Source organism: Colwellia sp. MB3u-45, from assembly GCF_014077005.1.
Classification (GTDB): Bacteria; Pseudomonadota; Gammaproteobacteria; order Enterobacterales; family Alteromonadaceae; genus Cognaticolwellia.
This window is the reverse complement of sequence record NZ_JACGVC010000044.1, coordinates 594,099-620,150: the sequence shown is the minus strand read 5'-3', so window position 1 is coordinate 620,150 and position 26,052 is coordinate 594,099. Positions and strand designations below refer to the sequence as shown.

At 39.0% G+C, this 26,052-nt stretch carries 19 protein-coding genes; 8 read left to right on the top strand and 11 right to left on the bottom strand.

Going from position 1 to position 26,052, the window contains the following annotated elements:
- Positions 1-60 precede the first annotated feature (60 nt).
- Both H4J41_RS07910 and H4J41_RS07905 read right to left on the bottom strand, forming a co-directional pair.
- A complete protein-coding gene (locus H4J41_RS07910) occupies positions 61-1,365 on the bottom strand; it encodes an amidohydrolase family protein (RefSeq protein WP_182136286.1) in 1,305 nt (434 codons plus the stop codon).
- A gap of 364 nt (positions 1,366-1,729) precedes the next feature.
- Entirely contained in the window at positions 1,730-2,224 is a 495-nt protein-coding gene (locus H4J41_RS07905) for a peptidylprolyl isomerase (RefSeq protein WP_182136285.1), read from the bottom strand.
- Positions 2,225-2,987: 763 nt separating this feature from the next.
- Between H4J41_RS07905 and H4J41_RS07900 the strand changes: the two genes are divergently transcribed.
- Positions 2,988-3,950, top strand: a complete 963-nt coding sequence (locus H4J41_RS07900) for a sensor domain-containing diguanylate cyclase (protein WP_182136284.1) — start codon at positions 2,988-2,990, stop codon at positions 3,948-3,950.
- Between the two features lie 420 nt (positions 3,951-4,370).
- The gene (locus H4J41_RS07895) at positions 4,371-5,135 is read left to right on the top strand and encodes an MBL fold metallo-hydrolase (RefSeq protein WP_182136283.1); all 765 of its coding nucleotides are present in this window, start codon (positions 4,371-4,373) and stop codon (positions 5,133-5,135) included.
- 13 nt (positions 5,136-5,148) lie between these two features.
- Here H4J41_RS07895 and H4J41_RS07890 read toward each other — a convergent pair whose 3' ends face one another.
- The 5 genes from H4J41_RS07890 to sbcD form a co-directional block, all read right to left on the bottom strand.
- On the bottom strand, positions 5,149-5,316 hold the full coding sequence (locus H4J41_RS07890) for a hypothetical protein (RefSeq protein WP_182136282.1): 168 nt from the start codon (positions 5,314-5,316) through the stop codon (positions 5,149-5,151).
- 463 nt (positions 5,317-5,779) lie between these two features.
- Positions 5,780-6,790 carry an alpha/beta hydrolase gene (locus H4J41_RS07885; protein WP_259364585.1) on the bottom strand — a complete coding sequence of 337 codons (1,011 nt, stop codon included), beginning with the start codon at positions 6,788-6,790 and terminating at the stop codon, positions 5,780-5,782.
- 174 nt (positions 6,791-6,964) lie between these two features.
- Entirely contained in the window at positions 6,965-8,431 is a 1,467-nt protein-coding gene (locus H4J41_RS07880) for an NAD(P)/FAD-dependent oxidoreductase (protein WP_182136280.1), read from the bottom strand.
- A gap of 87 nt (positions 8,432-8,518) precedes the next feature.
- The gene (locus H4J41_RS07875) at positions 8,519-12,490 is read right to left on the bottom strand and encodes an AAA family ATPase (protein ID WP_182136279.1); all 3,972 of its coding nucleotides are present in this window, start codon (positions 12,488-12,490) and stop codon (positions 8,519-8,521) included.
- Positions 12,490-13,890 (bottom strand): exonuclease subunit SbcD, encoded by a 1,401-nt coding sequence (sbcD, locus tag H4J41_RS07870; RefSeq protein ID WP_182136278.1) that lies wholly within the window; start codon positions 13,888-13,890, stop codon positions 12,490-12,492. The genes H4J41_RS07875 and sbcD overlap by 1 nt, the downstream gene beginning before the upstream one ends.
- A gap of 214 nt (positions 13,891-14,104) precedes the next feature.
- Here sbcD and H4J41_RS07865 point away from each other — a divergent pair, with 214 nt between their 5' ends.
- Entirely contained in the window at positions 14,105-14,473 is a 369-nt protein-coding gene (locus H4J41_RS07865) for a VOC family protein (RefSeq protein WP_182136277.1), read from the top strand.
- Between the two features lie 52 nt (positions 14,474-14,525).
- Here the strand turns inward: H4J41_RS07865 and H4J41_RS07860 are convergent, their stop codons facing one another.
- A complete protein-coding gene (locus H4J41_RS07860) occupies positions 14,526-16,124 on the bottom strand; it encodes an FGGY-family carbohydrate kinase (protein ID WP_182136276.1) in 1,599 nt (532 codons plus the stop codon).
- Positions 16,125-16,499: 375 nt separating this feature from the next.
- Here H4J41_RS07860 and H4J41_RS07855 point away from each other — a divergent pair, with 375 nt between their 5' ends.
- Together H4J41_RS07855 and H4J41_RS07850 are read left to right on the top strand one after the other, a co-directional pair.
- On the top strand, positions 16,500-16,937 hold the full coding sequence (locus tag H4J41_RS07855; protein WP_259364586.1) for a hypothetical protein: 438 nt from the start codon (positions 16,500-16,502) through the stop codon (positions 16,935-16,937).
- The gene (locus H4J41_RS07850; protein ID WP_182136275.1) at positions 16,934-17,128 is read left to right on the top strand and encodes a helix-turn-helix transcriptional regulator; all 195 of its coding nucleotides are present in this window, start codon (positions 16,934-16,936) and stop codon (positions 17,126-17,128) included. The genes H4J41_RS07855 and H4J41_RS07850 overlap by 4 nt, the downstream gene beginning before the upstream one ends.
- 209 nt (positions 17,129-17,337) lie before the next feature.
- Here H4J41_RS07850 and H4J41_RS07845 read toward each other — a convergent pair whose 3' ends face one another.
- A complete protein-coding gene (locus H4J41_RS07845; protein WP_182136274.1) occupies positions 17,338-17,901 on the bottom strand; it encodes a DUF2780 domain-containing protein in 564 nt (187 codons plus the stop codon).
- 288 nt (positions 17,902-18,189) lie between these two features.
- On the opposite strand from H4J41_RS07845, the gene H4J41_RS07840 reads away from it, so the two are divergent.
- Positions 18,190-18,735, top strand: coding sequence for a VF530 family DNA-binding protein (locus tag H4J41_RS07840; protein ID WP_182136273.1), 546 nt, complete (start codon positions 18,190-18,192; stop codon positions 18,733-18,735).
- 127 nt (positions 18,736-18,862) lie between these two features.
- On the opposite strand, the gene H4J41_RS07835 is transcribed toward H4J41_RS07840, so the two are convergent.
- Together H4J41_RS07835 and H4J41_RS07830 are read right to left on the bottom strand one after the other, a co-directional pair.
- Positions 18,863-20,857, bottom strand: a complete 1,995-nt coding sequence (locus H4J41_RS07835) for a methyl-accepting chemotaxis protein (RefSeq protein ID WP_259364587.1) — start codon at positions 20,855-20,857, stop codon at positions 18,863-18,865.
- Between the two features lie 621 nt (positions 20,858-21,478).
- Positions 21,479-22,999: an MFS transporter gene (locus tag H4J41_RS07830; RefSeq protein WP_182136271.1), complete on the bottom strand. Its 1,521-nt coding sequence runs from the start codon at positions 22,997-22,999 to the stop codon at positions 21,479-21,481.
- 626 nt (positions 23,000-23,625) lie between these two features.
- Here H4J41_RS07830 and H4J41_RS07825 point away from each other — a divergent pair.
- Both H4J41_RS07825 and H4J41_RS07820 read left to right on the top strand, forming a co-directional pair.
- Positions 23,626-24,906 (top strand): GGDEF domain-containing protein, encoded by a 1,281-nt coding sequence (locus tag H4J41_RS07825; protein ID WP_182136270.1) that lies wholly within the window; start codon positions 23,626-23,628, stop codon positions 24,904-24,906.
- A 115-nt stretch (positions 24,907-25,021) separates the two neighbouring features.
- Complete coding sequence (locus tag H4J41_RS07820) at positions 25,022-25,792, top strand: ABC transporter substrate-binding protein (RefSeq protein ID WP_182136350.1); 771 nt, start codon at positions 25,022-25,024, stop codon at positions 25,790-25,792.
- Positions 25,793-26,052 lie beyond the last annotated feature (260 nt).

The window sequence follows — 26,052 nt, the reverse complement described above, 5'->3', positions numbered from 1 at the left end:
ATAAAAAGGCTGTTTAACACAGCCTTTTTCATCACTACACCAATCTAAACGCTATTGAGATTACTTTTGTTTAACTACCTTACCTGCTTTCATCACAAAATCGACATCAAGCAGTTCATTAATATCGTTTAAAGGGCTAGCATCCATAGCAATAATATCGGCCACTTTACCCACATCTAATGTACCTACAGTTGCTGATTTGCCAATTAAGTCGGCGCCATTAATGGTCGCAGAAACTAAAATATCTTCTGGAGTCATACCCGCGGCAAACATTAATTGTGCTTCTCGAGCATTATAACCATGTTTTGAAACGCCGCTGTCTGTACCGTAAGCTATTTTCACACCCGCTTTATATGAACGTTTGAAGTTTTCAATCATGTCTCCACCGACACGAATAGCTTTAACGCGAATCGCTGGCGACATAAAGTCAGTGGTTTTCGCCATATTAACTACGGTATCTCCCGCCATCAATGTCGGTACTAAATAAGCACCACCTTTTTTAAAGAGTTTAATGCTTTCTTTGTCGGCATAACTACCGTGTTCAATACTGTCAACGCCAGCACGTAATGCCGCGTTAATACCAGCAGCGGCATGTGCATGACTCGCCACTTTACGCCCAAGCGAGTGCGCCGTATCAACCACTTCTTTTAATTCATCATCAGCCATTTGCTGACCCGTGCCGGTATCAGTATCGGATAAAACACCACCGGTAGAAGTAATCTTAATCACATCAGCACCAAACTTAATCGCATGACGAGTCGCTCGTCGACAATCATAAGGGCCATCACAAATAGTTTTTGCGGTATGTAGCGCCATCAAATCAGGCGCCATGCCGTCAACATCGCCGTGCCCACCAGTCACCGCGACACTGCTACCAGCAGCAATGATGGTTGGCCCTGTTATCCAACCACGCTTGACGCCATCGCGCAGGGCATAAATTTGTTCAGCACTGCTGCCTAAATCACGTACGGTGGTAAAGCCAGCCATTAAGGTTTTATGAGCAAAATAGGCACTTTTCATTAATATATCTGCATCAGATAAGTTAACTATATCACTGTCGTTATTAGGGCCAAGTTCACCTTGTAAATGCACATGCATATCCATCAGGCCAGCCATGACAAAACTCGATGATAAATCAATTAATTTTGCGTCTTTGGCAAAGCGACTTATATCAACAAAACCAGATCTAAGCTCAGTGACTTTACCATCACTTATCACTAAGGTTTGTTGCTTAAGCGGCGCCTTATTGGCAGTAACTAATAATTCGCCCGCATGAATAACGGTCGTTTGCGCCAATGCTGACTGAGACAAGGTGGTACTGACGAGTAACGCTAGGGTGGTTAATGATGATTTTACTGTAAACATATTCTGGACCTTATTGTTATTTGATGACCTGAAGGTATTATACAAATTGCACTCAATGGATAACTTACCTTAACAGTATGGCAAAAAAATATAATATGAATTCGATAAACGGAAAGTTTATTCAGTTCAATAACAGCTAAAGGGAAAGCTCGCTGCTCTTTGACATAGACGCATAGGGTTGTGTGAGATGTACTGATTCCGTGGAGCTATGAATGGCTAGGAACGGCCATGTGATCTCAGCATACCGCTCGTCCTGAGCATCGCTGCTCTTTCACATCCATGTGATCGCAGCATACCGCTCGTCCTGAGCATAAAAAAGCCGACTTAACGTCGGCTTTTTGAAGATATTTTGTTAATTACATCGCTAGTGCTGATGACCGCCAGCGCCATGGGCGTGACCATGCTCAACTTCTTCAGCCGTTGCTTCACGTACGTCAGTAACGTCTAAATCAAAGGTCAGTACTTTACCCGCTAGTGGCGGATTAATATCAACGGTAACCATAAATTTACCCGCTTTAACAACAGTCACTTGGCGTTGACCATCGTCAGTGTTAACTACTGCTGTCATGCCCGCTTTCCATTTGGCACTTGGCGAGGCTAAACCTTGCATATGTTTTACCGGCACACGCTGAATAGCGTCTTCTTTACGCTCACCATAAGCGTCTTCTGGCTGTAAGGTTACTGAAAATTTATCACCAGTTTCTTTGCCTGTTAAAGCGTTTTCTACGCCGACTAACATATTTTTGTAACCGTGTAGGTAAGCTAGTGGCTCATTAGCATATGAGTTTTCTATTTCTACACCCGTTTCATCTTTAAGTATGTAGTGAAACTGAACAACGCTTTTATCAGTAATTTTCATTTTATTTCCAAACAAGTATTTAACATTAAACTGCCATCATAAAATGGCAAAAAATTGTGCATGAGTTTTGCCAAAGAGTTTAACAAAATAGTCATACCAATTGAATGAATGAATTGAGCACTGAGCGAAAATTATTTCAATGGCTATATTTTCTGCATTGAAGTTAGATTACCACTCACATTTTATCATTAGGTTAAACCGATGGTAGAAGGGTAATTAAATGGGGATAAATTAATGCCATATTGGGTCTCTAGTGTCATGATAAATTAAAAAACCCTTCATTTTTTCGCTAAAAGTTTCAGGTTTACTGATAGTTAAAATAAAAACACCAGCACATACGACACATATTCAGCATCCTACCAAAGCGGTATTCGCACAATAAAATGATGCTAAAATTAAGCAGCAAGGTATCAAAAATGACAAGATAGTTTGAAGTGATCACGACAATAGTTGAGGCTGTGGTCCACAGAAAAAGGTTTTTTAGTTATTTTTGTTGGCAAGCGTTGTTGGTTAGATTTCTGCATTTAACAAAAAAATCTGATAATTGTAAACTGATAAATGCTTAAGCGGATCTATAGTCATCCAAAAATAAAGTATAAGGCTTGTTATCAGTTGGTATAGCTTATGTTAATAATAATATCATGTAACAGAATAAACACTCCAAAAATAATTTCAGACTTATAACTCGCTCTTTTTTTTAAAGAAACTGTGTTGATTTACTGATATGATTCAATAAGTGAGTATATAAATTAACTGGATCTCTATGATTAAGCCTGAATTCCCTAAAAATGAAGCAGAGCGACTACATGCGCTGAGAACGTTAAGAATCCTTGATACTTCACACGAAGAGCGATTTGATCGTGTGACTCGTATGGCTAAGCGCATGTTTGGCGTATCCATATCACTGGTCAGTATAGTTGATGAAGACCGTCAGTGGTTTAAGTCTAGCCAAGGACTTGACGCTTCAGAAACCCCTCGTGATATCTCATTTTGTGGACATGCTATTAATCAAGATGGATTATTTATCGTTCCAGATGCTGCTAAAGATGAACGGTTTTTTGACAACCCTCTTGTTACTGAAGCGCCACAAATTCGTTTCTATGCCGGTTGTCCTTTAAAGCTTAGGCAAGGCATTAATATCGGTACTTTGTGTATTATTGATACTAAACCTAAAAACCTTGACGAAGAAGATCAGCAGTTACTTCAAGATCTTGGCGCTATGATTGAGCAAGAAATTAAATCTATTCAACTCGCCACGTTAGATGAATTAACCATGATTTCTAACCGACGGGGATTTTTGACTATGGTCGACCATAGTTTAAAAGTATGTCGACGTAATCAAATACCCATGTCATTTATATTCTTTGATTTAAATAAATTTAAGAGTATTAATGATGAATACGGTCACCATGAAGGCGATTTTGTATTAGTCACCTTTGCACAGATAATGCTGAGTTCATTCCGTGACTGTGATTTGATCGGACGCTTAGGTGGGGATGAGTTTATTGCTATGCTGAGTGACTCTGACAAAGCCAAGGCTGATCTAGCGTTAGAGCGATTTGCTATCGCTATTGATGAAGCCAACGAGACCTTAAACAAACCCTACAAAATTCAGTACAGTGCAGGTGTAAGAGATTTTCAGCATGACACAGATAGATCGATAGAAGAAATGATCCAAGATGCCGATGCAGCCATGTATGAGCACAAAAAAAGTAAAGTTAGATAGCTCTAAAGCTATAATACAGTCAGAAAATTCAAAAAAAAATGAATAGAACGTCATTTTCATACCTAAGTTAGCCCTTCAAGGGCTAACTTTAAACACCAAAAAATACATTACTTTTGACATGAGTGATTATGACTCAGCTTACCAACTCAGAGCTTTTTGCATAGCACAGCTATGGTGTCTACTCTCTCTATACTCCAATAAAAATCAGAATTTCATATCGACTGTTTAGCTATTTTTTGTGCTTAGGTGAGTATAATATTGCCTAATATAAAAGATTAGGCTCCAGCCATTAAGATGACTAAACGATTCAATACCAGTAATGCAGTAAATAAAGCAACGACTCACCATCTGGTCTAACCTGTTGATACTTCATCAATAACAAGGTAGTTTAATAACAACTAAGTCACCATAGTCACTTTTATGCTCAAATTACACTGCTTAGATGGTTATATTCAAAATATTTATCTCGCCGAGTACCCAGATAAGCTGCTATTGCTTGATGGTTGCTGCCGAGCTGATGTTGATATTTTAGAAGACTTTATCATTAACGAACTTAAACGTTCGATGTCGGATATTGCCTTAATTGTCGTGACGCATATGCACCCAGATCACGCAGGAGCGGCAAAGCTATTACGTAAAAAGTATGGTTGTAAAATAGCGGCAGCTAATGTGCCAGGGCAATGGTATTCAGGCGTTGACGGTAAGTTAATGCACTTAACCGATATGTTATTAACTTTGTGGGTTGCGGGTCGCCAGAAAAAAGCTAAAAAGTTTATCTATTATTCAAGCTCACTGACACCGGATTATTATCTTATTGATCAGGTAGTTTTACCTGGGTTTGAAGACTGGCAAGTGCACTTTACCCAAGGTCATACTGACCGAGATATATCTTTGCATCATCAAATAAGTGATCAAATTTATGTTGCTGATTTAATGGTTAAAGTCAGGGGAAAATTTATTCCACCCTACCCAGTTTTTTACCCTAATCGCTATCATAAATCTCTGATAAAAATTAAAGCCTTGAAAGTTGAATCTGTACTTTTAGCGCATGGCGCAAAAGTTCAATTAACTGAACAGCAATGGCAACAGTTGATAGCGCTAGCGCCAACTCAACCTGTTACGCATTGGCGTTCAGTAAAAACAAAACTCAAACGGGTGTTACTAGGTAAGGATAACTCTGGTTAGTAGGTTTGACTTTCTAGCTTTGGTAAATCCAAGCTAAAAATGATTTTGACTCGTTTACGTTGGTAAATGAAATCAGTTTTGTACCGTTTTTATCGGTCACTGCCACATTATTTTTGTTAACAGAAATTGATCTAACGGGTGAGGCGATCGAATAGATCGTACCTTGGTATGTATAAGACATAATAAACTCTTTTAAAGTGCGTTTAAACGCATGAACAAAAGCTATATTATTGTATCGTGGAACTTTTTTATTTGAAAAAACAACTACTTTTTGCGATAAAAAACTCGAAAAATCAGACAATAATTTAAGCTTAATAAATTAAGTGATGACTAACTGTGAAAGGGAAAGGCAAAACGCGATTTTATAAACAATCGGTTAAATAGACTAGATGTGAATAATTAACGTCTAGAATATATCTTTAACAATTAGTAAAGTAAAGCTTTATTTTAACTTTTTATTATTACTTTTATGATTACTATTTATCGTGCCCTAGTTTACCTCGCACAACTGGGAAAGACCTTAAGAGGATCGCTTAAGGTAATAACTTAAGCGGCTACTTGAACAGATAACACCCAGACACTAGATAGCCCTTCATAACAAAAGTCGCTTAGCGCTCAATAACTCTAGCCCACTAAACCGACAGTTAGTCATTAAATTTGTTTAATGCCATCGCCAAGTTATGCGTGGCTTTCATGGCGCGAGTACTTAACTTAGTGACGGAAATAAAACCATGCATGCAGTCATCATAATGTTCGTGATAGGTTTTTATACCTGCAGCGTTTAGTCGTTCTGCATAAGCAATACCGTCATCCCTGAGCGGATCATATCCTAGGGTTAATATATAACTTGCTGGTGACTCGCTAATATTTTTTGTTTGCAGTGGGCTAACTAATGCCAAAGTCACTTCATCTGGGGTATTAACATAATGACTGATAAAATAATCCATCAAATCGCGGGTTAACATTAAATCTTTATTAAATTTTTGGTAAGAGCCAGTCAAACCTTGCATATCTACTATCGGGTATATTAAAAACTGAAATGTTGGTTTTACTTTAACCTGTACTGGTAGCTGTGTTTGCAGCGAATGCAATCCGATTATGCAGGCAAGATATCCGCCTGCGCTATCGCCGCCAACACCTATGTATTTGGGATTAATATTAAGTGCTTCAGTATGGTCATTAATATAATTCCACGCATCAATGGCATCACAAATAGGGGTGGGGAATTTATATTCTGGCGATAATCGGTAATTTACAGAAATAATATTCATCTTGCCGTACTTGGCTAAATACCGGCAAAATCGATCATGGCTATTAATGCTACCAATAACGCAGCCACCACCATGAAAATATACTAAGGTTTTTTTAGGCTTTTTGCTTGTTGGATAATAGCGACGAATTTTTATGCTGGTGTTGCCGCTATTATGGGTACTAACCGGGATATTTAAATCAACAACTTGATACATTGCAATTTTTTTAAGACCAAGTAACCGATCTAACAATGAAAATACAGCTCTGAATATTTTTGGCGCTAGCTTATGCAGGGCCGGCATGAATGACAGCAGTTTAGCCGCCATTAATTGCTTTTTTTCTAACTGCTTGCTCTGTAGTTGTGGGCTTTTCGATGGTATAAATTGCGGGTTATTATCGTGCATAGTAAAGCGCCTTTTTATCATGGGTTAGCCAAGTTAACCACAAACTTTATTGGCTTAACACTTTATTATTGAACCATTTATCTAGCCAGATAAAAACTTAACTCGCTAGCGCAATAAACTGCTCTGTTAATATAATCGCTATTTTTAGTCATGGAAAGGCCGGTAGTTTATTGATTAAAACGATCTGGTATCAATATGCTCCATCTGCGGCTCTTGCATTTCATCAACCCATCGCTGCCAAGTATATGGCCATAAAATGGGGTCGCCATCGGCATCTAAATACCAACTTTGGCAACCACCTACCCAACTTGTGCCTTTTAATCCCTCTTTTACATAAGCATTAAAATCGTCAATGGCCTCTTGCTTAGCTTCAAACTCGTCAAATTCATTTTTACGCCATTTATTGATCATTTTAATCACGTAATCGCTTTGAACTTCACTCATGGCAATAACAGAAAAGTTACCTATGGGTGTGTTTGGCCCTAGCATTAAAAAAAAGTTAGGATAATTGGCTAACATCATTGAACGGTATGCTTTTATTTTATGCTGCCAGGCGGTGTCGATATGTAAGTTGTTACGCCCAATTAGATTCATTGGTCGCATAAAATTAAAGGCATTAAAGCCAGTCGAAAACACCAAAACGTCTACATCATGGTGTTTACCGTCTTTAGTGATAATGCCTGTTGCAGTAATTCGCTCAATGCCATCAGTCACTAATTCAGCATTAGGCTGTTGAATAGCTTTATAAAATGTTGTGTTGATAATAACGCGCTTGCAGCCTACTTGATAATTAGGTCGTAATTTATCTCGTAAGGCTTTATCTTTTATACTTAAGGTTAAGTTAGCATGACATAAAAAATTCAGTAAATGTTTTTGTATAAAGTGCCCGGTTACCGCTTTGGTAAAAATATGCTCTAAGAAGAATTTCCCTGCATTACGATGCATTTTTGTAATCACGGGATAGCGAGTCATGATTTTTCGCATGGTAATTGAAAACTTAAAATCCGGCAAATGCATTAACCATTGCGGTGTGCGCTGAAAAATAGAAACTTTAGCGCCGGTTTTAATCAGCTCTGGGATCGCTTGCGCCGCGGTTGAGCCAGTACCGATAACGCCAACACGAGTTGCCTCAGATATATTGACCTGGTGATCCCACTGAGCGGTATGAAACTTAGCACCTTTGAAGTCGTCTATGCCGGGAATGTCTGGAAATTTAGGGTGATGCAGTATACCGGTCGCACAAACAATAAAATCAGCAATATAGCTCTTATCTTTACTGCTTTTAATCGTCCATTTACCTGCATTATATTTTGCGTCGGTAACTTCTTCGTTAAAGCGTATGTCGCGTTTCACATCATACTTGTCAGCCACGTGCTCAAAATATTGCTTTATTTCTGGTCCACGGGCAAAAAATCGGCTCCAATTTGGATTGGCTTCAAATGAATAGGTGTACATATGAGCCGGTACATCGCAAGCGGCACCCGGATAGGTATTTTCGCGCCATGTGCCGCCCACAGCGTCTTTTTTCTCCAAAACAATAATGTCAGTAATACCGGCTTGGCGCAGCTTAATGGTCATTAAGATGCCGGTCATACCTGCGCCAACGATGACAACCGACGGATTTCGTTTTACTTGGCTCATGGGGCATCTCAGTAATTGTTATGCTTATGGTTATTGTTATTTCTGCTTGATAGATAGTACTACTTTGGCTTTAATAACAATACCGTTTTAACCACCAAGATAGCGATAACAATCCGCTAATTCACTCACACCCAGGCCGCTTTGTTTCTTCACTTCTATTTGCACGTCAATGCGTTTTTTTAAGGCATCAACATGGCTTATAACGCCGATCATTTTGCCACTGGCGTTTAATGAATCAAGCGCAGACAATGCTATTTCTAAGGTGTCGTTATCCAAGGTGCCAAAACCTTCATCAAGAAATAACGAATCAATGCTCGTTTTTGCGCTCACCAAATCTGATAAAGCCAGTGCTAACGCTAAACTGACTAAAAAGCTTTCGCCGCCCGATAAAGTTTTAGTGTCACGCACACTATCGGCTTGCCAAGTATCAAGCACTTCTAATGCTAAGTTGTCTGATTGTTGGCGTTGTAATTGGTAGCGACCATGCAAGCGATTAAGCTGCTGATTGGCTAGATAAACCAAATGAGAAAGTGTTAAGCCTTGGGCGAAACGTCTAAATTTAGCACCATCAGCCGCGCCAATTAAACCGTTCAGGTGAGCAAGGTCGTCAAGTTCATTTTGTTGCTTAAGCATTTCATCAAGTAATGTTTGCTGTTCATAACGCTGTTGTTGGTCTTGGCTGATTTGTTGGCTTAATTGTCCTTGGCGTATTTGTAATTGCTTTAAGGTGTTAGAGCAAATAATGGCCTTATTATCAAACTCAGCAACCGCTAAGTCATCGTCTATTGCTACGTTTGCACTGAAGATTAAATCTTTGAGCAGTAGCTCATTATTGCAGGCTGAATTTTCACCCATTTCAATAACCGAAACCAGCTGCTTAGTTTGCGCTTGCAAGTGTTTTTTATCTTCGCCAAGTTGTGATAATTGTTGTTGCACTTGTTGTAGTTGTGCCTTGGCTTGTTGACTTTGTTGCTCAATAGTTAACGCTAGTGCTTTTAAAGTGTTGCGTTGTTCTTGGGTTAACAATGCCGCTTTAAAGTCGTCTTCGGTGTCAAAATCACTAGCCACTAATTGCCTTTGCCAAGTTTGCGTGGCTGCTTGCTGTTGTGGCATTAAACGCTTGATCGCTTCAACATTGCCGTTTAGCTTACCCGCAATATTTTGTTGGCGATTTTTCTGCTCATTAACCCCATTTTGCCACTTAACAAGTAGCTGTTCTTGCGCTTGTTGCTGTTGTTTTAATTGCTGGCGTATTTGTTGAACATCTTGAGCGGCAAATAAGCTTTCGCGCTGCACTTTAGCGTCATTATGCTGTTTTTCTAGCAAACTTAAATCCGCTGTTATGCTTTGCTCAGACACACTCAGTTGTTCAATTTTACTGTGCATTACCGCTAGTTGTTGTTGTACTTGTTGCAGTTGTTCATGGTCTGTCGCCACGGCAGACAAGGCGGTTTGATAAGCATGACTTTGTTGCTCAAGTTCATTTATCCAAGCTTGTTGTAATGACACAAGATCAACAAAATTGTCAGCCGTAATAATATTGTTGGATACGTTAACATCGACGATACCCGTATCACGCTCAGTGTCTGTATTTGCTTGATTAAAAACAGCAAAGCATGCTGGCATAACTAACTGACACCTTTGCATAAACACCGTTAACTTTTGCCACTCTTGCGTTATTTGCGTAAGTTTATCGATAAGATTTTGCTTATTTTGCACGATTTGTTGTTGCAGTTGATTTAACTGCACCGTTTTATTTTGGCTCAAGTTCACTAAGTTAACTAACTGCTTTTCTAGCCTCGAAACTAATTCAGCTTGCTGTTGCTGCCCTTGTTTTAATTGCTGCAATTGGTTATTAACATTATTTAACTGCTCAAAATTTTGTCGCCGTGCTTGTATGTCTGCTGTTATTTGCTCAAATGCTGATAATTCAACAGCCATGTTTAATAACTCACGCTGCGCTAACCACTGCTGAGTTAAATACTGCTGTTCTTGTTGTTTTATTGCTTTATTTTCAGTGACTAAGTTAAACCTTTCTTTTAAGCGATCTTGCTCTGAAGATAAGTTTTTACCTTGCAGTTCAAGTTGTTCTAAGTCAATAGTGAGTTGTTTTAAGCGCTGCTGATGTTCACTTTCCACTGAATCATCACTTAGCGCTTGATAATCAGCAATGGCCGGGTGTTGCTCTGAGCCACATAAGGGACATGCTTCATCGGCATGCAAGTTTGCTCTATGGGCACTAAGCGACATAATAGTTTTTTGTTGATCTACGATTAACTGCACATCAATCAAGGCGGTTTTTTGCTGTTTATAATGTTCACGCAAAGGCGTTAACTGCTCAGCTAAGCGGCTTAATTGCTGATTATCTGTATTAAGTGTTTTATCAATATCATGTAACTCAGCGCTTAGAGTCTGGTAGCGTTGAGCATTAAGTAGCGCTTGTGCTTGCTCATTAATAGTGGCTTGCATGCTATGCAAATGCTGACTGAGTGCTTGCTCATTTTGACACTGAACTTGCTGTAATAGCTGGGTTATATCCTGCTCTTTCGTACTAAGGGTTGCTTGCTGTTGTTTACATTCAGCTTCAAGTTCAACTAATTGCTCTTGCTCTTTAGTCAGTTCATTAGTCAATAAGTTAGCTTGTGTTTGCCAGTTTTTATCTTGAGTGATCAGCTCAAAACTAAACTGTTTCTCATTAACCATTTGAGCCAATATATTGCGCCATAACGGCAAGTGCTCAGGCAATGTCGCCAAATGCCCTTGTTGCTCAATAATGCCTTGCGCGTGGCTGATTTTATCTCGCTGCAATTGCTGTTGTGCTGTTAACTGTGTGCTTTGCTCTGTTGCTTGCGTTAGCGCTTCGTTGGCGGCACTTGCTCGTGCACTTTGTTGAATTTTTTGCTCGCTCAGTTGACTAATTTTGCTATCCAGCGGTAGCACTTGTTCAACAATTAATTGCTCAGTTTTATCTTGCTCAGCAAGCAGTTTTTCATGGCATAACAAAAAATCTGTTAGTGATTGCTCAGCATCTTCAACATGGCTTTTACTGTCTTTAACATCAAGCTCAAGCAAGCTAGCTTGTTCATTAAGCTCAACAAGCTGTTGATTAACATAATTGTGTTGTTGGTAATCAGCACGTAAATTTTCAGCCGGTCCTGACAAAGCTAACGCTTGTAACTCTGGAGCATGGTGGAGATTTTTTTGCTCTGCTGATGCTTGTTGTTGCTCAGCAAGTAATTTTTGTTTATTGGCTTGCTGAACATTTATTAACCAACTGCGAATTTGCTGCCAATGAGCTATTTGTGCTTCAAAAGGTTGCTGCTGCAAAGTTACCTTGTTCAGCTCAGCGTTAATTTGCTGTTGTTGCTCGGCGCTTAATAATTGCATACCAGTGCTTTTAGCCTGCAATAACTTTAACTCGTTACTGGCCTCTTTATGTTGTTCAAATACCGCTTTTGAAATATCACCATAAATTTCACTGCCCGTTAGCTCTTCTAATAAATCAGCGCGCTCATTGGCGGGGGCATTTAAAAAGGCAGCAAACTCCCCTTGCGACAGCATCATAGACTTTCTAAAACGAGAAAAATCCAAACCGGTTAATCGCGCTATTTCTGTTCGAATATCAGAGACTTTAGTGGCAATAACTTCGGCTTCACCCGCGGCTATATCACTGTCACCTTCGCCATTAAGTTCACCTGTAGTGATTAACTTTGCCAACTCGGCCGTCGGTTTTTGTAGATTACCTTCGACACTGTTTTTGGCTCGGCGTTGACTCCAAAAGGCTCTATAGGCTTGCCCTTTAACTTCAAATTCAACCTCAGCTAAACAACTCGCGGTATGGCGGGTCATTAACTGGTTTTGCTTATCTGAAATCGTAAGTCGCGGTGTTTGATGATATAACGCCAAACACATGGCATCGAGTATGGTGGTTTTTCCTGCGCCGGTGGGGCCAATAATGGCAAAAAGCGCACTAGTGTCAAAGGGTGACTGAGTAAAGTCAATTTTCCAATGACCTTTTAAAGAATTGATATTTTCAAAGCGTAGCGATAATATTTTCATTATTTTTGCTCCGTTTTGCTGGTCGAACTACTATTTGCTTCGCTGTGCTCTGAAAGTGATTGCTTGCTTGAGTTAGCCCGTTGTGTTTGTTCTGCAATAGTAAGGTATAAACTATTTAAGCGCGTTTTACGTTGTTGCTGCTCGTCACTGTCCCAAGGTTCTAGCGCCATGCGCGCGTCAAATACTTCTTGAACACTTAATTCACTTAAGGTGACTTTCTTCTCATGGCTAGGCATTTGTTGACGGGACTTTTTACTGCGTCTGACTAATAACACTTCAACGGGCAATGCTTTGACTATTTGCTCAATGCGCACGCTTAAATCTTGTAAGTATTCTGCACTTTCAATTTCTATATCGAGCCAGATTTTTTCTTGGGTTGGTCTTTCATCATGGGTGATTTTTGCTTCTACACTTGATGATTCTGTACTTAATGATTCTGCAATGTTTGAGTCTTCATTTTTCAATGTAATGCTTTTCGACTCAACAACACTAGCAATGTCTTCAGCCAGTGTTTCTAAATGGGTTTTTACCATAGCTAAAGGTTGAAAGCATGGCAGGTTACATAGCTCCGTACTGCTAAGTTCGCCATTGTTAAATTCTGCAATAACAATACTTTTTTGGGTATTAGCTTCATCAAAACTTAATGCGATGGGTGAGCCGCTATAACGAATATGCTCACTCTTGGTTACTTTTTGTGGTCGATGGATATGGCCTAAAGCTATGTAGTCAGCCGCCGGAAATTCACTGGCGGGAAAGGCTTCTAAGGTGCCAATATAAATATCACGCACAGACTCACTGGTTGATGCGCCAATAGTGGTTAAATGCCCGGTGGCAATAATAGGTAAGCGATTACCATCAGCTTGATTAAGCTGCGACAAGCCCTGCGCTTGTTCAAATAAGACTTGATAATGTTCAGTAATAGCTTGCTGCAGTGAACGTTGTTTTTCATTGGCCGATTGCCCAGCGTAGCTTTTAACAATATCGCGCGGCCGAATAAATGGAATAGCGCAAATCACCGCTTGCTGCTCAGTTTTAAGGCTGTTAAGCACAAATACTTGCTCGGCCATATTATTGCTGACGGCAGAAATAACTCGTGTTGACAGTTGCTGCAATATTTTTTGCGACTCGGTGAGCATGGCAACTGAGTCATGATTGCCAGCAAGTACGACTAATTGACACTGTGTTTGATGCAACTTAGCAATAAAATCAAAATACATTTCACGGGCATAACTTGGTGGTGTACCGGTATCAAAAATATCACCAGCGACAATAATGGCGTCAATCTGCTGGCTTTTTGATTGTTCAATTAACCAATTTAAGAATTGCTGATGTTCAGGTGCACGACTTTTGCCATAAAAATGTTGGCCTAAGTGCCAGTCAGATGTGTGAATAATTCGCATAATGTAGTGCACGCCAAAGTCATAAAAACCAAAGCAATTATTCTACCGACTCTCTACCAAGCTTGCTACTAGCCAGTAAAAAAACCTTTAAAAAGTACCATAATAAAATGAACACTTTCTCGATGTGGCTAATTAAATTACTCAACTATACTTATACCAAGCTCAAGGTCGTCCTTGTTCGATATGAACACCATAAATAACAAAGGAAAAGGTCATGGAGAATCAGATTGTTTGGGTTGATATTCCGGTTATAGATTTATCCCGCGCTATTGAATTTTATAGTGCGCTACTTAGCGGTGAAGTAAAAAAAGAAGCCTTTGAACATTTCACCATAGGTATATTGCCGCATGCTCAAACCAATGTTTCAGGCTGCTTAGTGCCATCAGCGCCTGAACAAATATTTACCTCTGGGCCACTAATTTATTTTAATGTTAATGGCCGACTTGACGACGCGATTAAGCAATCAGAAATGCATGGTGGCCGACTGGTTGAAGAAAAAATATCCATTGGCGGACATAGTTTTCGCGCTATTATTCATGACTCAGAAGGTAATCGTATTGCGCTGCATAGCAATACACCATAAGTTTCTGCAAGATAAACCCTATAAATTCAGGCCTTATAGGGTTTATCTTTTCTTACTCAGGATAACCGGTTATTTTTTTAATATTTTGATATATAGGTTTTAATTGCCGATACATTTTTAGATAAACCTGCTGATATAATTTATTATACAACACCACATTGGCTTGGTTGGGGAGAAAGCTTTGCTCGAGCCGCGTCATCGCACTAGTCGCTTGTTGGTAGTTTTCAAAATACCCCAGACCTACGGCAACATTAATGGCGGCGCCTAAACCTGAGGTTTCAAAAGTATGCGGCCGGTGCGCAGGTAAATTAAAAATATCAGCGGTAAGTTGTAATGCGGCATCTGACTGCGAGCCTCCGCCTGAAACCACTAACTTGGTTATTTTACATTGTTGACGTTTTTCTAAGTTTTCTTGCCCCTCTCTGAGTGCGTAAGCTAAGCCTTCTAAAATTGAGCGATAAATATGGGCGCGAGTATGCACGTCACCAAAGCCAATAATAGCGCCTTTAGCTTCAAGGTTTTTTAGCCCTGGTGACCAATAAGGTTGCAACATTAATCCCATCGACCCTGGCGGTACTTGCGCGACTAATTGATCAAATAAACTTTCCGCGCTGACCCCTAAAGTTTGCGCTTTATCTATTTCATTTTGACCAAATTCTTGCTTAAACCAATTCACCATCCAAAAGCCACGATAGATCATCACTTCGCTATTAAAGTTATCGGGAAGAGCTGAAGGATAAGGCGGGATAAAAGCTTGAGGTTCAACATAGTTAGTGTTGTTGGTATTAATGGTTGCCGTCGTACCATAGCTCAAACTCGCGGTGTCTGGGTTAATACAACCCGACCCTAATACTTCACAGGCTTTATCAGACGCTGAGGCAATTAATAGGGTGCCTACTTTTAAACCGGTATGAGCGGCGGCATCAGGGGTGATCTCACCCAGCACCTCACCCGGCTTGACTAAACTCGGTAACATTGAGCGTTTCACGGGTAATGCATGCCATTTCCAGTCCCACGAGTGTGCCCAGTTTTGTTTTTTATAATTAAAGGGCAAATAACCTACAATACTGCCAACCGAGTCTTTAAATTGACCGGTTAATTTGTAGCTTAAAAAACCTGACAATAATAAAAATTTATCGGTATTTTGCCACACTTCAGGCTGATGTTGCTCAAGCCAATTGGCTTGTGATTTACGACGAAAATAATCAACCACTTTACTCTGACCTATCAGGATAAATCCGACGCGCCAATACCAAGGCATAAGCTTATTTTTTTGGCATAAGCGTTGATCAAGCCAAAGCATAGCCGGTCGTAAGGCTTGGCCATTTTTGTCCAAGTTAATCACGGTGCCACGCTGTGTGGTAACAGTAACGGCGGTCACTCTCTTGCGATAGCCGTTTTCAATCACCTCGCTTTGCTGCCAAAGTTGCTGACAACACTGCCCTAACATTTGCCAAAAATAATCAGCCTCTTGCTCAGCCCAACCAGGATTTTTAGAAAAATAGGCTTGCAGTTCAATACGGCTTTTAGCGACTAGATTGCCCTGTAGATCAAATAACAAGGCACGAACACTTTGCGTGCCATTGTCGATACTTAAAATTAAATCACTTGTCGGGTTTTTTGTGCTTTTTGTTGCGCTACTTTCAGTCATACGTCATTTATACCAATATAATTTAAAGCTTCAGCAAATTATAAGAATTTTGCCCTAGGGTTAAATATCGACTACTTTTTATTGTTATTTTAATAACATCACGATGAATAAGGCAAACACAGCAGGTTAACCTGCGGGAATAGTGCACCTAGATTTTGCTAGGTCTGTATTTGTTGCTAAATATTATTGCTAAATATTGCCACTAAGCCCATTTTTGCCAACGCCGTCAATCAAAAACATAAACCTCTGACTCATAAAAGTCAAACTTACAAGACTAAAAGTAAACTAAACTTGACATAAAGGGCATCACCACCTACCTTTAAAATGTAAAGTAAACTTAACTTTTAGTAAAGCAGTGGCGACATAGGAGTCAGCATGATGACAGACAAAAATAATGAAATAATCAGTAAAGAAAAATCTTGGCAGCAGAAAAACAAAAGCAGTACGGCAAAACTTGGCTTTTGGAGCACGGCTTGGGTATTAAGCATGGCACTGACTAATTTTGGTCCACGATTCATATGGGACTTAAACATCAGCTTAACGGTGATAGCCGTTTTGCTAAATTTAGCCTTAGGTTTAAAAATGGTATTGGCTAATATCGCGCATATAAAAGCTTTAGATGAAATGCAGCAACGTATTCAACTCAATGCGATGGGCATTACCTTAGGGCTTAGTTTAGTGGTTGGCTTAACCTATTCAAATTTGGATGTATTAGAGCTGATAACTTTCCACGCTGACATTGCTCATTTGGTGATTTTTATGGGACTGACCCACATAATTGCCATTTTTATTGGCAATAGAAAATACCAATGAAAAATAAACTGAAAGTACTGCGCGCCGAAAGAGACTGGACACAAGCACAACTTGCAGAGGCATTAGAGGTGTCTCGCCAAACAGTTAATGCCATAGAAAAAGGTAAGTTTGATCCCAGTTTACCACTGGCTTTTAAAGCCGCCAGGTTATTTAAACTGAGCATTGAAGAAATTTTTCAAGATGAAGGCTAGTGCCACTATGAAATTGAATATTACATATTGCAGTGGCCCCAAAATAGCTGCGCAACTGCAATATGCAATTTCACAGTAGCGCTAGGACATAAGATCAAGTCGCAAGACGCAAATAATTATTATTTTCAGCTCAAGCAGAAATTTATTGGCTGAATAAACCGCTTACGCATCATGAAAAAAAAGTCTTTGGCTACCTCAATAAATGTCAATTAGCCTAACAATTTACCTAAACCGTCAGTGAGTATTTTTTTTGCTTGTTGCCCTTGTTCTGTGTCCAAGTAGCTTTGTGCAGTAGCAATAAAATTACTGATCATTTCAGGCTTTAACCCTAAAGCTTCAAATTGTTTTTTAACATTATTAATCGATTTTAACGAATCACTGTATTGTGATGCTTGCTCAAGTAACCCACCTAAGCCATCGCTAGTACCTGAGTTAAGTTTGCTAATATCAGGCATTTGACTAACCAGCCCTTCAACACCCGGTATTGAGTTAGCCAATTGGCTAAATTGCTCAGTTGAGACATTGTCTTTAACATAATTAAAAATAGCGCCCATACCACCAGCGGCTTGGTCTGCATCAACATTTAATGAGCTAGTTAACATAGCAACCAATCCATCAGTGCCTTGCTTAGCGGGAGTCTTTGACGCTACACTTTGCTCAGGTGTATCACCTAATCCAACAAGATTTTTTAAGCTTTCAAACCAGCTTGTTTCTTGCGCGATAGCCGAGCTACTTAACGTTGAAATAGTTAAAAGTACGATTAGTTTTTTCATGTCAGATATCCATTTGATGAAGAAGTTAATAAGGTGTTAAAATAATTATACAACATAAAGCAGAACTGCATGTACCGCTTTATCGTTACAATGCCATAACAGCTAAAATAATAACTGATAGCAATAACATTTGGCTGCAAAGCCACCATCAAGTTTAAGATGTAAGTACTTAACTTTTGCAGGGAACTAAAAGCTGTGCCTAAATCATTTTTAATTCCGACTGAAACAAGCATCTTGAGTTGATTTGGGTATATAATGGCGTTAAGTAGGATAAAAATAAGTCAAAATATGAGTCAAGAAAACGAACAATTACACAATCCTTTACATGGATTAAAATTAGACACGCTACTAAACGAATTAGTCAGCCACTATGGCTTTGATATTTTGGCTGAGTACACGCGAATTAATTGCTTCAAAAGTAATCCAAGTATAGCTTCAAGCTTAAAGTTTTTGCGTAAAACTGAGTGGGCAAGAGAGAAGCTTGAACGTTTTTATCTCTATGATTATAAAAACTTACCAGAAGCCGGTGAAGATGAATTCGAAACGCCACCGCGCCAACGGGTTATTCCGTTACATATCAAAGCTAAAAAACCAAAAGTATTGGTTCGGGGTGAAGCGATTATACCGCTAAGCAAAGATAGTTTTAAAGAGACTCATCGTAGTAAACCTGAAGATAAAAAAGCTTATAAACCTGAGCATAAGCGCGAAAGCAGTCGCCCTAGTGTTAGTGATAAATCAAGTCATAACCGTGGCGAAAGTAGTTCAAGTAGTAGTTCAAATAAAAGTTCAAATGAGAACAAACCATTTGACCCTTATTCTGATGCACCTAGATAGTCATGATATTTTTATCGCTTAAAAAAAGCCCTAAATAACTTACGCTATTTAGGGCTTTTTTATCTTGTTTTTTATCTTGCCTAACTTAAAATCCAAGCCTTAAAACCTAGGCCTTAAAATCTAAGCCTTAAAGCTTAAATCGTGCTACTGAATCAGTTAACGAACCTGCCAATTTATTTACATCATCGCTTCGATTCGATAAATCTTGTGACTCTGCCGCATTATGTGTTGCTGCTTCGGCCGCTGCAGTCATAGTTACTTCAATATCTTGACTAAAACCAAGTTGTTCATTCGACGCAATGCTAATGCTTTTACTCATTTCATCAATGGTATGCAGTGCGGTGTCAATTTGTTTGATGCCATGGCTTAACTCTTGGCTTTTCGAAGCACATTCAGTGGCCTGACTTTGCCCTTGAAAAATAGCGATTTCCGCTGTTTTTGTTTCTTTTTGCAGGGCATTAATCATTTGCTGAATCTCAGCTGTTGATGCCTGTGTACGAGACGCTAATGATCTGACCTCATCTGCTACAACCGCAAAACCTCGACCGTGCTCACCTGCCCTTGCTGCTTCAATTGCTGCATTTAATGCCAGTAAATTGGTTTGGTCAGCAATACTACCTATGGTATCTAAAATGCCTCCAATGCTATCGCTGTGCTTACTTAAACGTGCCATGACGGCAACTGAGTCACTTAAACTGGTTGACAACAAATCAATACGCTTGCTGTTATCGTCAGCAATATTGTGTACTTCAACACTGTGTTTTGAAGCTTCTGAAACGTTGTTGGCGGTCAAATTTGCTTGGTCAGTAACATTTGATGAACTTATAAACATTTTTTCAGCAATTTGTTTGGCCTCATTCACTCGGGTAATTTGTGCTGATGTAGATTCGGCGATGCGGTGACTTTGCTCACTGGTCACTTTTGCTGATTTGTCTAATGAATAAGCATTCTGACTAATATTTTTCAACAATGAGGTTAAATCGTCACTAAGCTTATTGATATTGTTGAATAAATCACCAAACTCATCTTGGTTCTTAATGGTTAATCTTTGCGTTAAATCTCCCTTTGCAATCAAGGCTAATGATTTATTGGCCGTAGTTAAAGGGCCTAACATCGCACGAGTAGTCACCACGGCAATAAAAGTCGCTAAAACAACAAAGATAAGCGCCATATATATTGCTAGGTTTTCCCCTGTGGCAACTTTTGCTTTTGTTGTTAGCTGCAATTCATCAAAGCGTGCTTCAGCAAGCGATAACAATAAGGTTAATTGCTGGTAGGTCGCGTTAAAGCTTTCTACTGACAGGTTATAGCTGTTATTTGCATTAATGTTATCTTCAAGCGCCTGTTTTTTATCTTGATATAATGTACCTGGTTCAACCAATAGGTTATTTATAATAGCAAATTCAATGGCAAAATCTTCAAGTAAAGACTGATCATCAATACCGTCAAATAGTTGTAGCATAAAGTTGTAGTTATTAGAGACGTTGGCCGTTAAAAAACTTACGTCCTCTTTATGTTGAGCCAAAATATCGAGCTCAGAAATTTGCTGTAAACCTGACATAGTGCCTTTTAGCGTAAACAACATATCGTCTATGCGCGCACCAGTGCCAATAATTTCTACTAGTAGTTGAGCATTGTCGGGGAGTTCAAGTAATTCAAGATCAAGCATTTTATTACTGGCTTGATGACGACTTTCAAGAAATAATTGCAAGTTAATCACAAAATCTTCATTAGCTGAGGCAACATTTTTTTTCGCTAAATAAAATGTTTCGCTTTGGTTTACATAGTCTTGATAATGAACCTCGGCCTGTTTCAAAGCTTGCAGCATTTTAGGTTGGTCTGTGACTTTACTGCGTAAAACCTTAACAGCGGATTGAAACTCTTGATTTAAATTCGCGTATGCTTGCTCACTTTTAAGCAAGCTAACGCTATCTTGTTGGGTGAAACCTGAAGCACCTACTTTTATCATATTAAGTAATTTGATTTGTAAGGCACTACTTTGCTTTTGTACCGGAACAGCTAATAACTCAACATTACTGTTGGCCTTGCTGATTTGTGTTAATGAATTATAAAAAAAAAGGCTTCCTGCAACTAATAAAATTCCTATTGTGCTAAACCCCATTATTATTTTTTGTTTTATTGTTAATGGTAGGTTGTACATATATACCTCTAGCGTTAGTGATTTTTTTATACTCGGGTAATCAAGGGGTAACCACTTAGATTGATAGTCGATTATAAATCGCTAAAACTAAATGCAAATGGTGGTCAAACCAGTTAAGACTAAAACATTATGATTGATTATGCATCTAAAATTTATTTTTTAGCAATTTTTATCTTAATAATTAAAGACTAAGTTAAAGCATACACTAATCTAGCGCTTTAAAAAGCTGAACTCCACTATCTGGCATTAAACCTAATTCAGTCAACATACTTTCAACTGAGTGATGGTTATGCGGCAAACCTTGACAATGTTCACTCATAAATCAAGCTCGACTTTTCAACCTTAAAGCTATTAGAACTGAGTAAAATTCGCGCTATGCTTGCGCCTTGATATATAAACTAGCCCGTGTGGGCACTACAAATTGCGGTTATAACAATTATGGTTATAACCGCTGTTGTTATAACCATAATAAAAATTACAGCTTTGCTACAAACTTTTGCTTATTTATATTAATGATATGGCCAGTGTATATTATTTTCATCTGTGCTCTTTTAGCTAGCCATTGACTATCTTGACATGATTTCACGACTCAGTAGAGGGTGTTAATTTCGCAATTTCACTACCAAGCTCAGGCTTAACCGTCACTAAAGCTAAAGTTAACTCGGCTATATGCTCAGGTAAAATATCACTCATCGCTTGAAACAGATTTAACACATTTATATTAGGTAGTATTGCCAATGCTTCGGCCACTTCTATACCGCGCTCAGCATTAACTTTTGCCACGGCTAAAGACAATGCCACCGCAAGCGCTGGATCGGTTTCTGCCACCATCAGTGTTGTTTCTACTTCAGCACAAGGCCGGTATTGCGATTCGTGATACTCGGTACGAGGATCCAGTTCAACAGCAGAAGATATTACCGACCCTTGCATGACAAACTGCTCTTGTTCTTCTATCGGTAACGCCTGGCGCACCGTCATTCGAAAGACCACAAAACATGCTAACAATAACTGAATAAAAGCTAAGAAATAAAATAATGCATCGCCACCAAATTTATCCATCACAAGTGACGCAGAATAAGGCCCTAAAACCCCACCTAAGGCAAAAGCTAAAATCATTGACGACATGGCGGCCACCATCTCACTTTGGCGTAACTTATCCAGTGCTTCGGTAATACTTAATGGATAAGTACAAGCAATAATGCCACAGGTAATCGCCGTCGCTAAAAATACCGCCCATGTGATCCCTAACGGCGCTAGTATAGTCACCGCAATCCCCGCACTGGCAGAGATGAGTAACAGCACCAACAAGACGGTACGCCGATCGAAACGATCGGATAAAAAACCGACGGGGAACTGTAAAATAAAGGCGCCAAATATAGCTGCCCCCATATAAAGCGATAGCTGAAAACCGGTAATATCAAAGGCTTTTGCAAACACAGGTAATAAACTAAATACAGCGGAATAGAGTATGCCGGAGATAAAACAACTGACCACGCCAAGTGGCGAGCGTTTATATAACAAGCGCAGAGACATTGAACTAAATTCTTCAACCACTGGCCCGAAATGGCGGCTAAGTACAACAGGAATAATCGCTATACACATTAATATGCCGGCAATAACAAAAAGCATATTGTCTTGAGGGTTGGCCACATTGATAAAAAACTGCCCGCCAAAAAGCCCCGCCAGTACAACAGCATTGTAGATGGCTAATATTTGACCCCGAGTTTCTTTACTTGAACTATCACTAAGCCAGCTCTCCATTGCCGTGAACGCGCAAGCGATACAAAACCCCATTACTATCCGCATGGCGCCCCAAAGCATAGCTTCTGAGTAGAGACTACAAATTAATATACTCACCGCGCCTAATGACACGCAGCCAGCAAACATTCGAATATGCCCTGCTCTTTTGATTAAACTTGTGCTGTAAAGCGCGCCTATTAACAAACCGACATAATATAACGATAAAACAATACCGATTGATTCAGTGCTCAACCCGTCTAAATTCATTCTTACCGGCAATAAAACATTAATTAGGCCAATGCCTAACAATAAGATAAAACAACTTAAAAATAGAGAAAAAAGTGATATAAACGTTTGGCGCACAAATATATTCCTTGATATTACGTTTAAAAATAAAAGTAATTATTGCCGATTTTATGTGAAAAAAACTGACCATATGCCAGCTTATTCATTGAGTTGAGCTTATCAAAAACTAGCATATTTATTGCAGAACCTCAGTATAAGCAACAACGTCAGGCAGTCTTTATTTTCCTGCTAAGCCAAGCGTAATTGTAACAGTTCTATTAAGAAATCGTGCAGCAAAATATTTCACTTTTTTTAAAAATCAGCCAATGTAAATAACAACAATATATAGTATTTTTGCAGCAACTCAGTGGATAATTAAATGCAGGTTTAAATTTAGGCTTAAATGCAGGATTAAAATGATTCGTGCTTGAAAATGATCTAAACGACAGCTATCAGTTGCTAGCAGGCCGATTATCTAATGATAATTAAGCTTTTATATTCTCACTCATCATAAAAATGAACATCATAATGTACGAGCATAGTGATAGTCTTGAGTACAAAGTAGAGTAGCTAATTAATAAAACTTGGTATTATAGCGGCTTCTTCTGTCTGTTAACTGGCTGAAAAGCTGAGTCTATTCCATTAAACCCAGAAGTAATTTAGAATAAGCCTTAATTTGAAGTAAGCAAGGAAAAGTCACTTTAATGTTTGCAAATTTTCTTCGTCCAAACAATCTATCCCAAAAAATGATGCGGGTTATTTTTTCCATCTATTTGGCCGTAACCTGTCTGATCACCAGCATGGAATTTTTAACTGAATATGTTAAAACACAGGATTCTATAGTAAGTGAATTAAAACAGCTGGAAGAATCAGTGCTCCGCCCAATCTCTACTAGCTTATGGCAATACAACCAAAATCAGCTAGAGGCACTCGTTGCCGGACTGCTCAAAATACCGATTATTGAAGGTGTCGACATTTTAGACAAGTATGACCAGCCGATGATTTCTCAAAGGTCCTACACCAGGGACCTAACACCCTTATCAATTTTCGACATCAAATCAGACTTAAATTGGCAACTGAATGAGCAAAAAATATTCCTTGGATCACTTACCCTTCATTCGTCATCAGAAGTTGTTTTAGATCGAGTTCTGTTCGGATTTTCCTTGATTATAATCACAGAAATCATCAAGTTATCTATTTTATTTTGGTTATTTATTTGGGCCTTTGATCGTTATTTGGCCAGCCCTTTGAAAGAGTTGATGTCGCAAGTGAATGAGGTGCAATTGAGCGAAACCCTCACTAAACGGATTAATCTTTCTCACATTGAAAACAACGAGCTCATTCAGCTTCAAGTACATATGAATAACATGCTCTCTGCTATGGCACGGGATCGGGAAATATTGCTAGAAGACGAACAAGCTAAGCGAAATAGTTTAGAGCGGGCTGTTGCTAAGCGTACCCAAGCATTGCAAGCCTTGAATGAAAAGCTCGAAGTACTGGCGACAAGAGATTCTTTAACCGACACATTAAATCGAGGCAGTTTCTTTGATACTGCACAGCATTTACTGGTGCTTTGCCAGCGCAAAAAATCACCCACATCTTTTATTTTAATGGATCTAGATCACTTTAAAAGAATCAACGATACCTATGGACATGTTATTGGTGACAAAGTGCTTATCCACTTTACCCAGACCATTCAAACTTTTTTGAGAAAGTCTGACTTGATTGGCAGAGTTGGCGGAGAAGAATTTGCAATATACCTCGCTGATATTGATATTGATGACGCCTTTAAACTTGCTGATAAAATAAGAGAGACCATTGCCAATTCAAGCTTAAAAATTGATGGTAAGCGCATCATCTACACGGTCAGTCTTGGTGTTGTCTCGTCTGAGCCAACAGAGCATTTAATTGTTGATCTATTTAAACGCGCTGATGTGAAACTTTATGGCGCCAAAGGGAAAGGACGTAATTATGTCGAAAGGTAATCTCTCAAACAATAATCTCTCAAATGGTGATATATCAAATACTAATATTTTAAAAAATAGCGTATCGAAATATAAAGCGTTAAAGGGTAAAAAGGTGTCTTGCCTATTATTTATAATGCTCTTTTTTACCGGAGCTAGTATAAGCAATTTAAGTCATGCTAAAACATTAAAGGTTTGCTACGACCAATGGGCTCCAATGACGATATTCCCATCAGAAGCGTCTAATGAGCGTGGTGTTGTTATCGATATGTTAGCGCAAATATACAGCTCAAAAAATTATAAAATAGAATATTATGAAGTGCCATTAGCAAGAGGTTTAGATATGGTGGCAGAGGGTCTTTGTGATATGTTGCCAGAATATTTATTTTCAAAGCAAGCAGAAAAAAATTTCGTCTATGCCAACCAAGCAACATTTTCATACCTAACCGCCTTTGTCGTCAGGCGAGATGATCCGTGGCGCTATAATGGTATTGAGTCAATTAAAGGCAAACGCATCGCAACAGGGCCAGGTTGGGATTACAGCTCAATGAGTGTCTCATATCAAAATTATATCGACGAGCCAAAGAACTCGAACTTAATTGAAGTGGTTGCGGGTAATAATGATGTAGTTAAACGAATATTTCTCATGATGAGCGAAAACAGAGTCGACTTATATGCCGATAACGAACTTGTTCTTCAGCATATGTTAAATAAGCTAAACTTACATGATAAGCTTAAAATTGTGCGCCCCGGCTTAGAGAAAAAATTACTTGAAATACCCATTTTCTCAAAAAAAATGCCGACTAAAAGAAGACAGGAACTGATAAAAATTTGGAATGAGGGGCGTTTGTCAATAAAAGGCGATAAAGAAGCCATGTTGTTCAAAAAGTATAAGGTAACATTATAAACGCTCGAGACAGCAGCAGCTAAGATATTACAGCTAATAAAATAACAGGTATAATATTTTTTTACTAAAAAACTGGCCATTTCTATTTATCGCTGGCCTTATTAGCTAGGCCTTAACAGTATGAACTTATTGCTAAAGCCACTCGTACATCATTAGATGCATGAGTAACACTCACACAAGCCAACAGTTAGTGGTCCATTCAACATAGAAAACGAGGCTAACCCCGTTTTATTTTTATCATGGTCAGTTGAAACCTTCCC

What these genes read in the sequence shown, in the direction of transcription:
- H4J41_RS07840 (WP_182136273.1), top strand. Translation starts at nt 18,190, where the DNA reads ATGAGTCAAGAAAACGAACAATTACACAATCCTTTACATGGATTAAAA.
- H4J41_RS07905 (WP_182136285.1), bottom strand. Translation starts at nt 2,224, where the DNA reads ATGAAAATTACTGATAAAAGCGTTGTTCAGTTTCACTACATACTTAAA.
- H4J41_RS07860 (WP_182136276.1), bottom strand. Translation starts at nt 16,124, where the DNA reads ATGACTGAAAGTAGCGCAACAAAAAGCACAAAAAACCCGACAAGTGAT.
- H4J41_RS07825 (WP_182136270.1), top strand. Translation starts at nt 23,626, where the DNA reads ATGTTTGCAAATTTTCTTCGTCCAAACAATCTATCCCAAAAAATGATG.
- H4J41_RS07835 (WP_259364587.1), bottom strand. Translation starts at nt 20,857, where the DNA reads ATGGGGTTTAGCACAATAGGAATTTTATTAGTTGCAGGAAGCCTTTTT.
- H4J41_RS07875 (WP_182136279.1), bottom strand. Translation starts at nt 12,490, where the DNA reads ATGAAAATATTATCGCTACGCTTTGAAAATATCAATTCTTTAAAAGGT.
- H4J41_RS07845 (WP_182136274.1), bottom strand. Translation starts at nt 17,901, where the DNA reads ATGAAAAAACTAATCGTACTTTTAACTATTTCAACGTTAAGTAGCTCG.
- H4J41_RS07885 (WP_259364585.1), bottom strand. Translation starts at nt 6,790, where the DNA reads ATGCACGATAATAACCCGCAATTTATACCATCGAAAAGCCCACAACTA.
- H4J41_RS07855 (WP_259364586.1), top strand. Translation starts at nt 16,500, where the DNA reads ATGATGACAGACAAAAATAATGAAATAATCAGTAAAGAAAAATCTTGG.
- H4J41_RS07865 (WP_182136277.1), top strand. Translation starts at nt 14,105, where the DNA reads ATGGAGAATCAGATTGTTTGGGTTGATATTCCGGTTATAGATTTATCC.
- H4J41_RS07880 (WP_182136280.1), bottom strand. Translation starts at nt 8,431, where the DNA reads ATGAGCCAAGTAAAACGAAATCCGTCGGTTGTCATCGTTGGCGCAGGT.
- H4J41_RS07850 (WP_182136275.1), top strand. Translation starts at nt 16,934, where the DNA reads ATGAAAAATAAACTGAAAGTACTGCGCGCCGAAAGAGACTGGACACAA.
- H4J41_RS07900 (WP_182136284.1), top strand. Translation starts at nt 2,988, where the DNA reads ATGATTAAGCCTGAATTCCCTAAAAATGAAGCAGAGCGACTACATGCG.
- H4J41_RS07895 (WP_182136283.1), top strand. Translation starts at nt 4,371, where the DNA reads ATGCTCAAATTACACTGCTTAGATGGTTATATTCAAAATATTTATCTC.
- H4J41_RS07910 (WP_182136286.1), bottom strand. Translation starts at nt 1,365, where the DNA reads ATGTTTACAGTAAAATCATCATTAACCACCCTAGCGTTACTCGTCAGT.
- sbcD (WP_182136278.1), bottom strand. Translation starts at nt 13,890, where the DNA reads ATGCGAATTATTCACACATCTGACTGGCACTTAGGCCAACATTTTTAT.
- H4J41_RS07820 (WP_182136350.1), top strand. Translation starts at nt 25,022, where the DNA reads ATGCTCTTTTTTACCGGAGCTAGTATAAGCAATTTAAGTCATGCTAAA.
- H4J41_RS07890 (WP_182136282.1), bottom strand. Translation starts at nt 5,316, where the DNA reads ATGTCTTATACATACCAAGGTACGATCTATTCGATCGCCTCACCCGTT.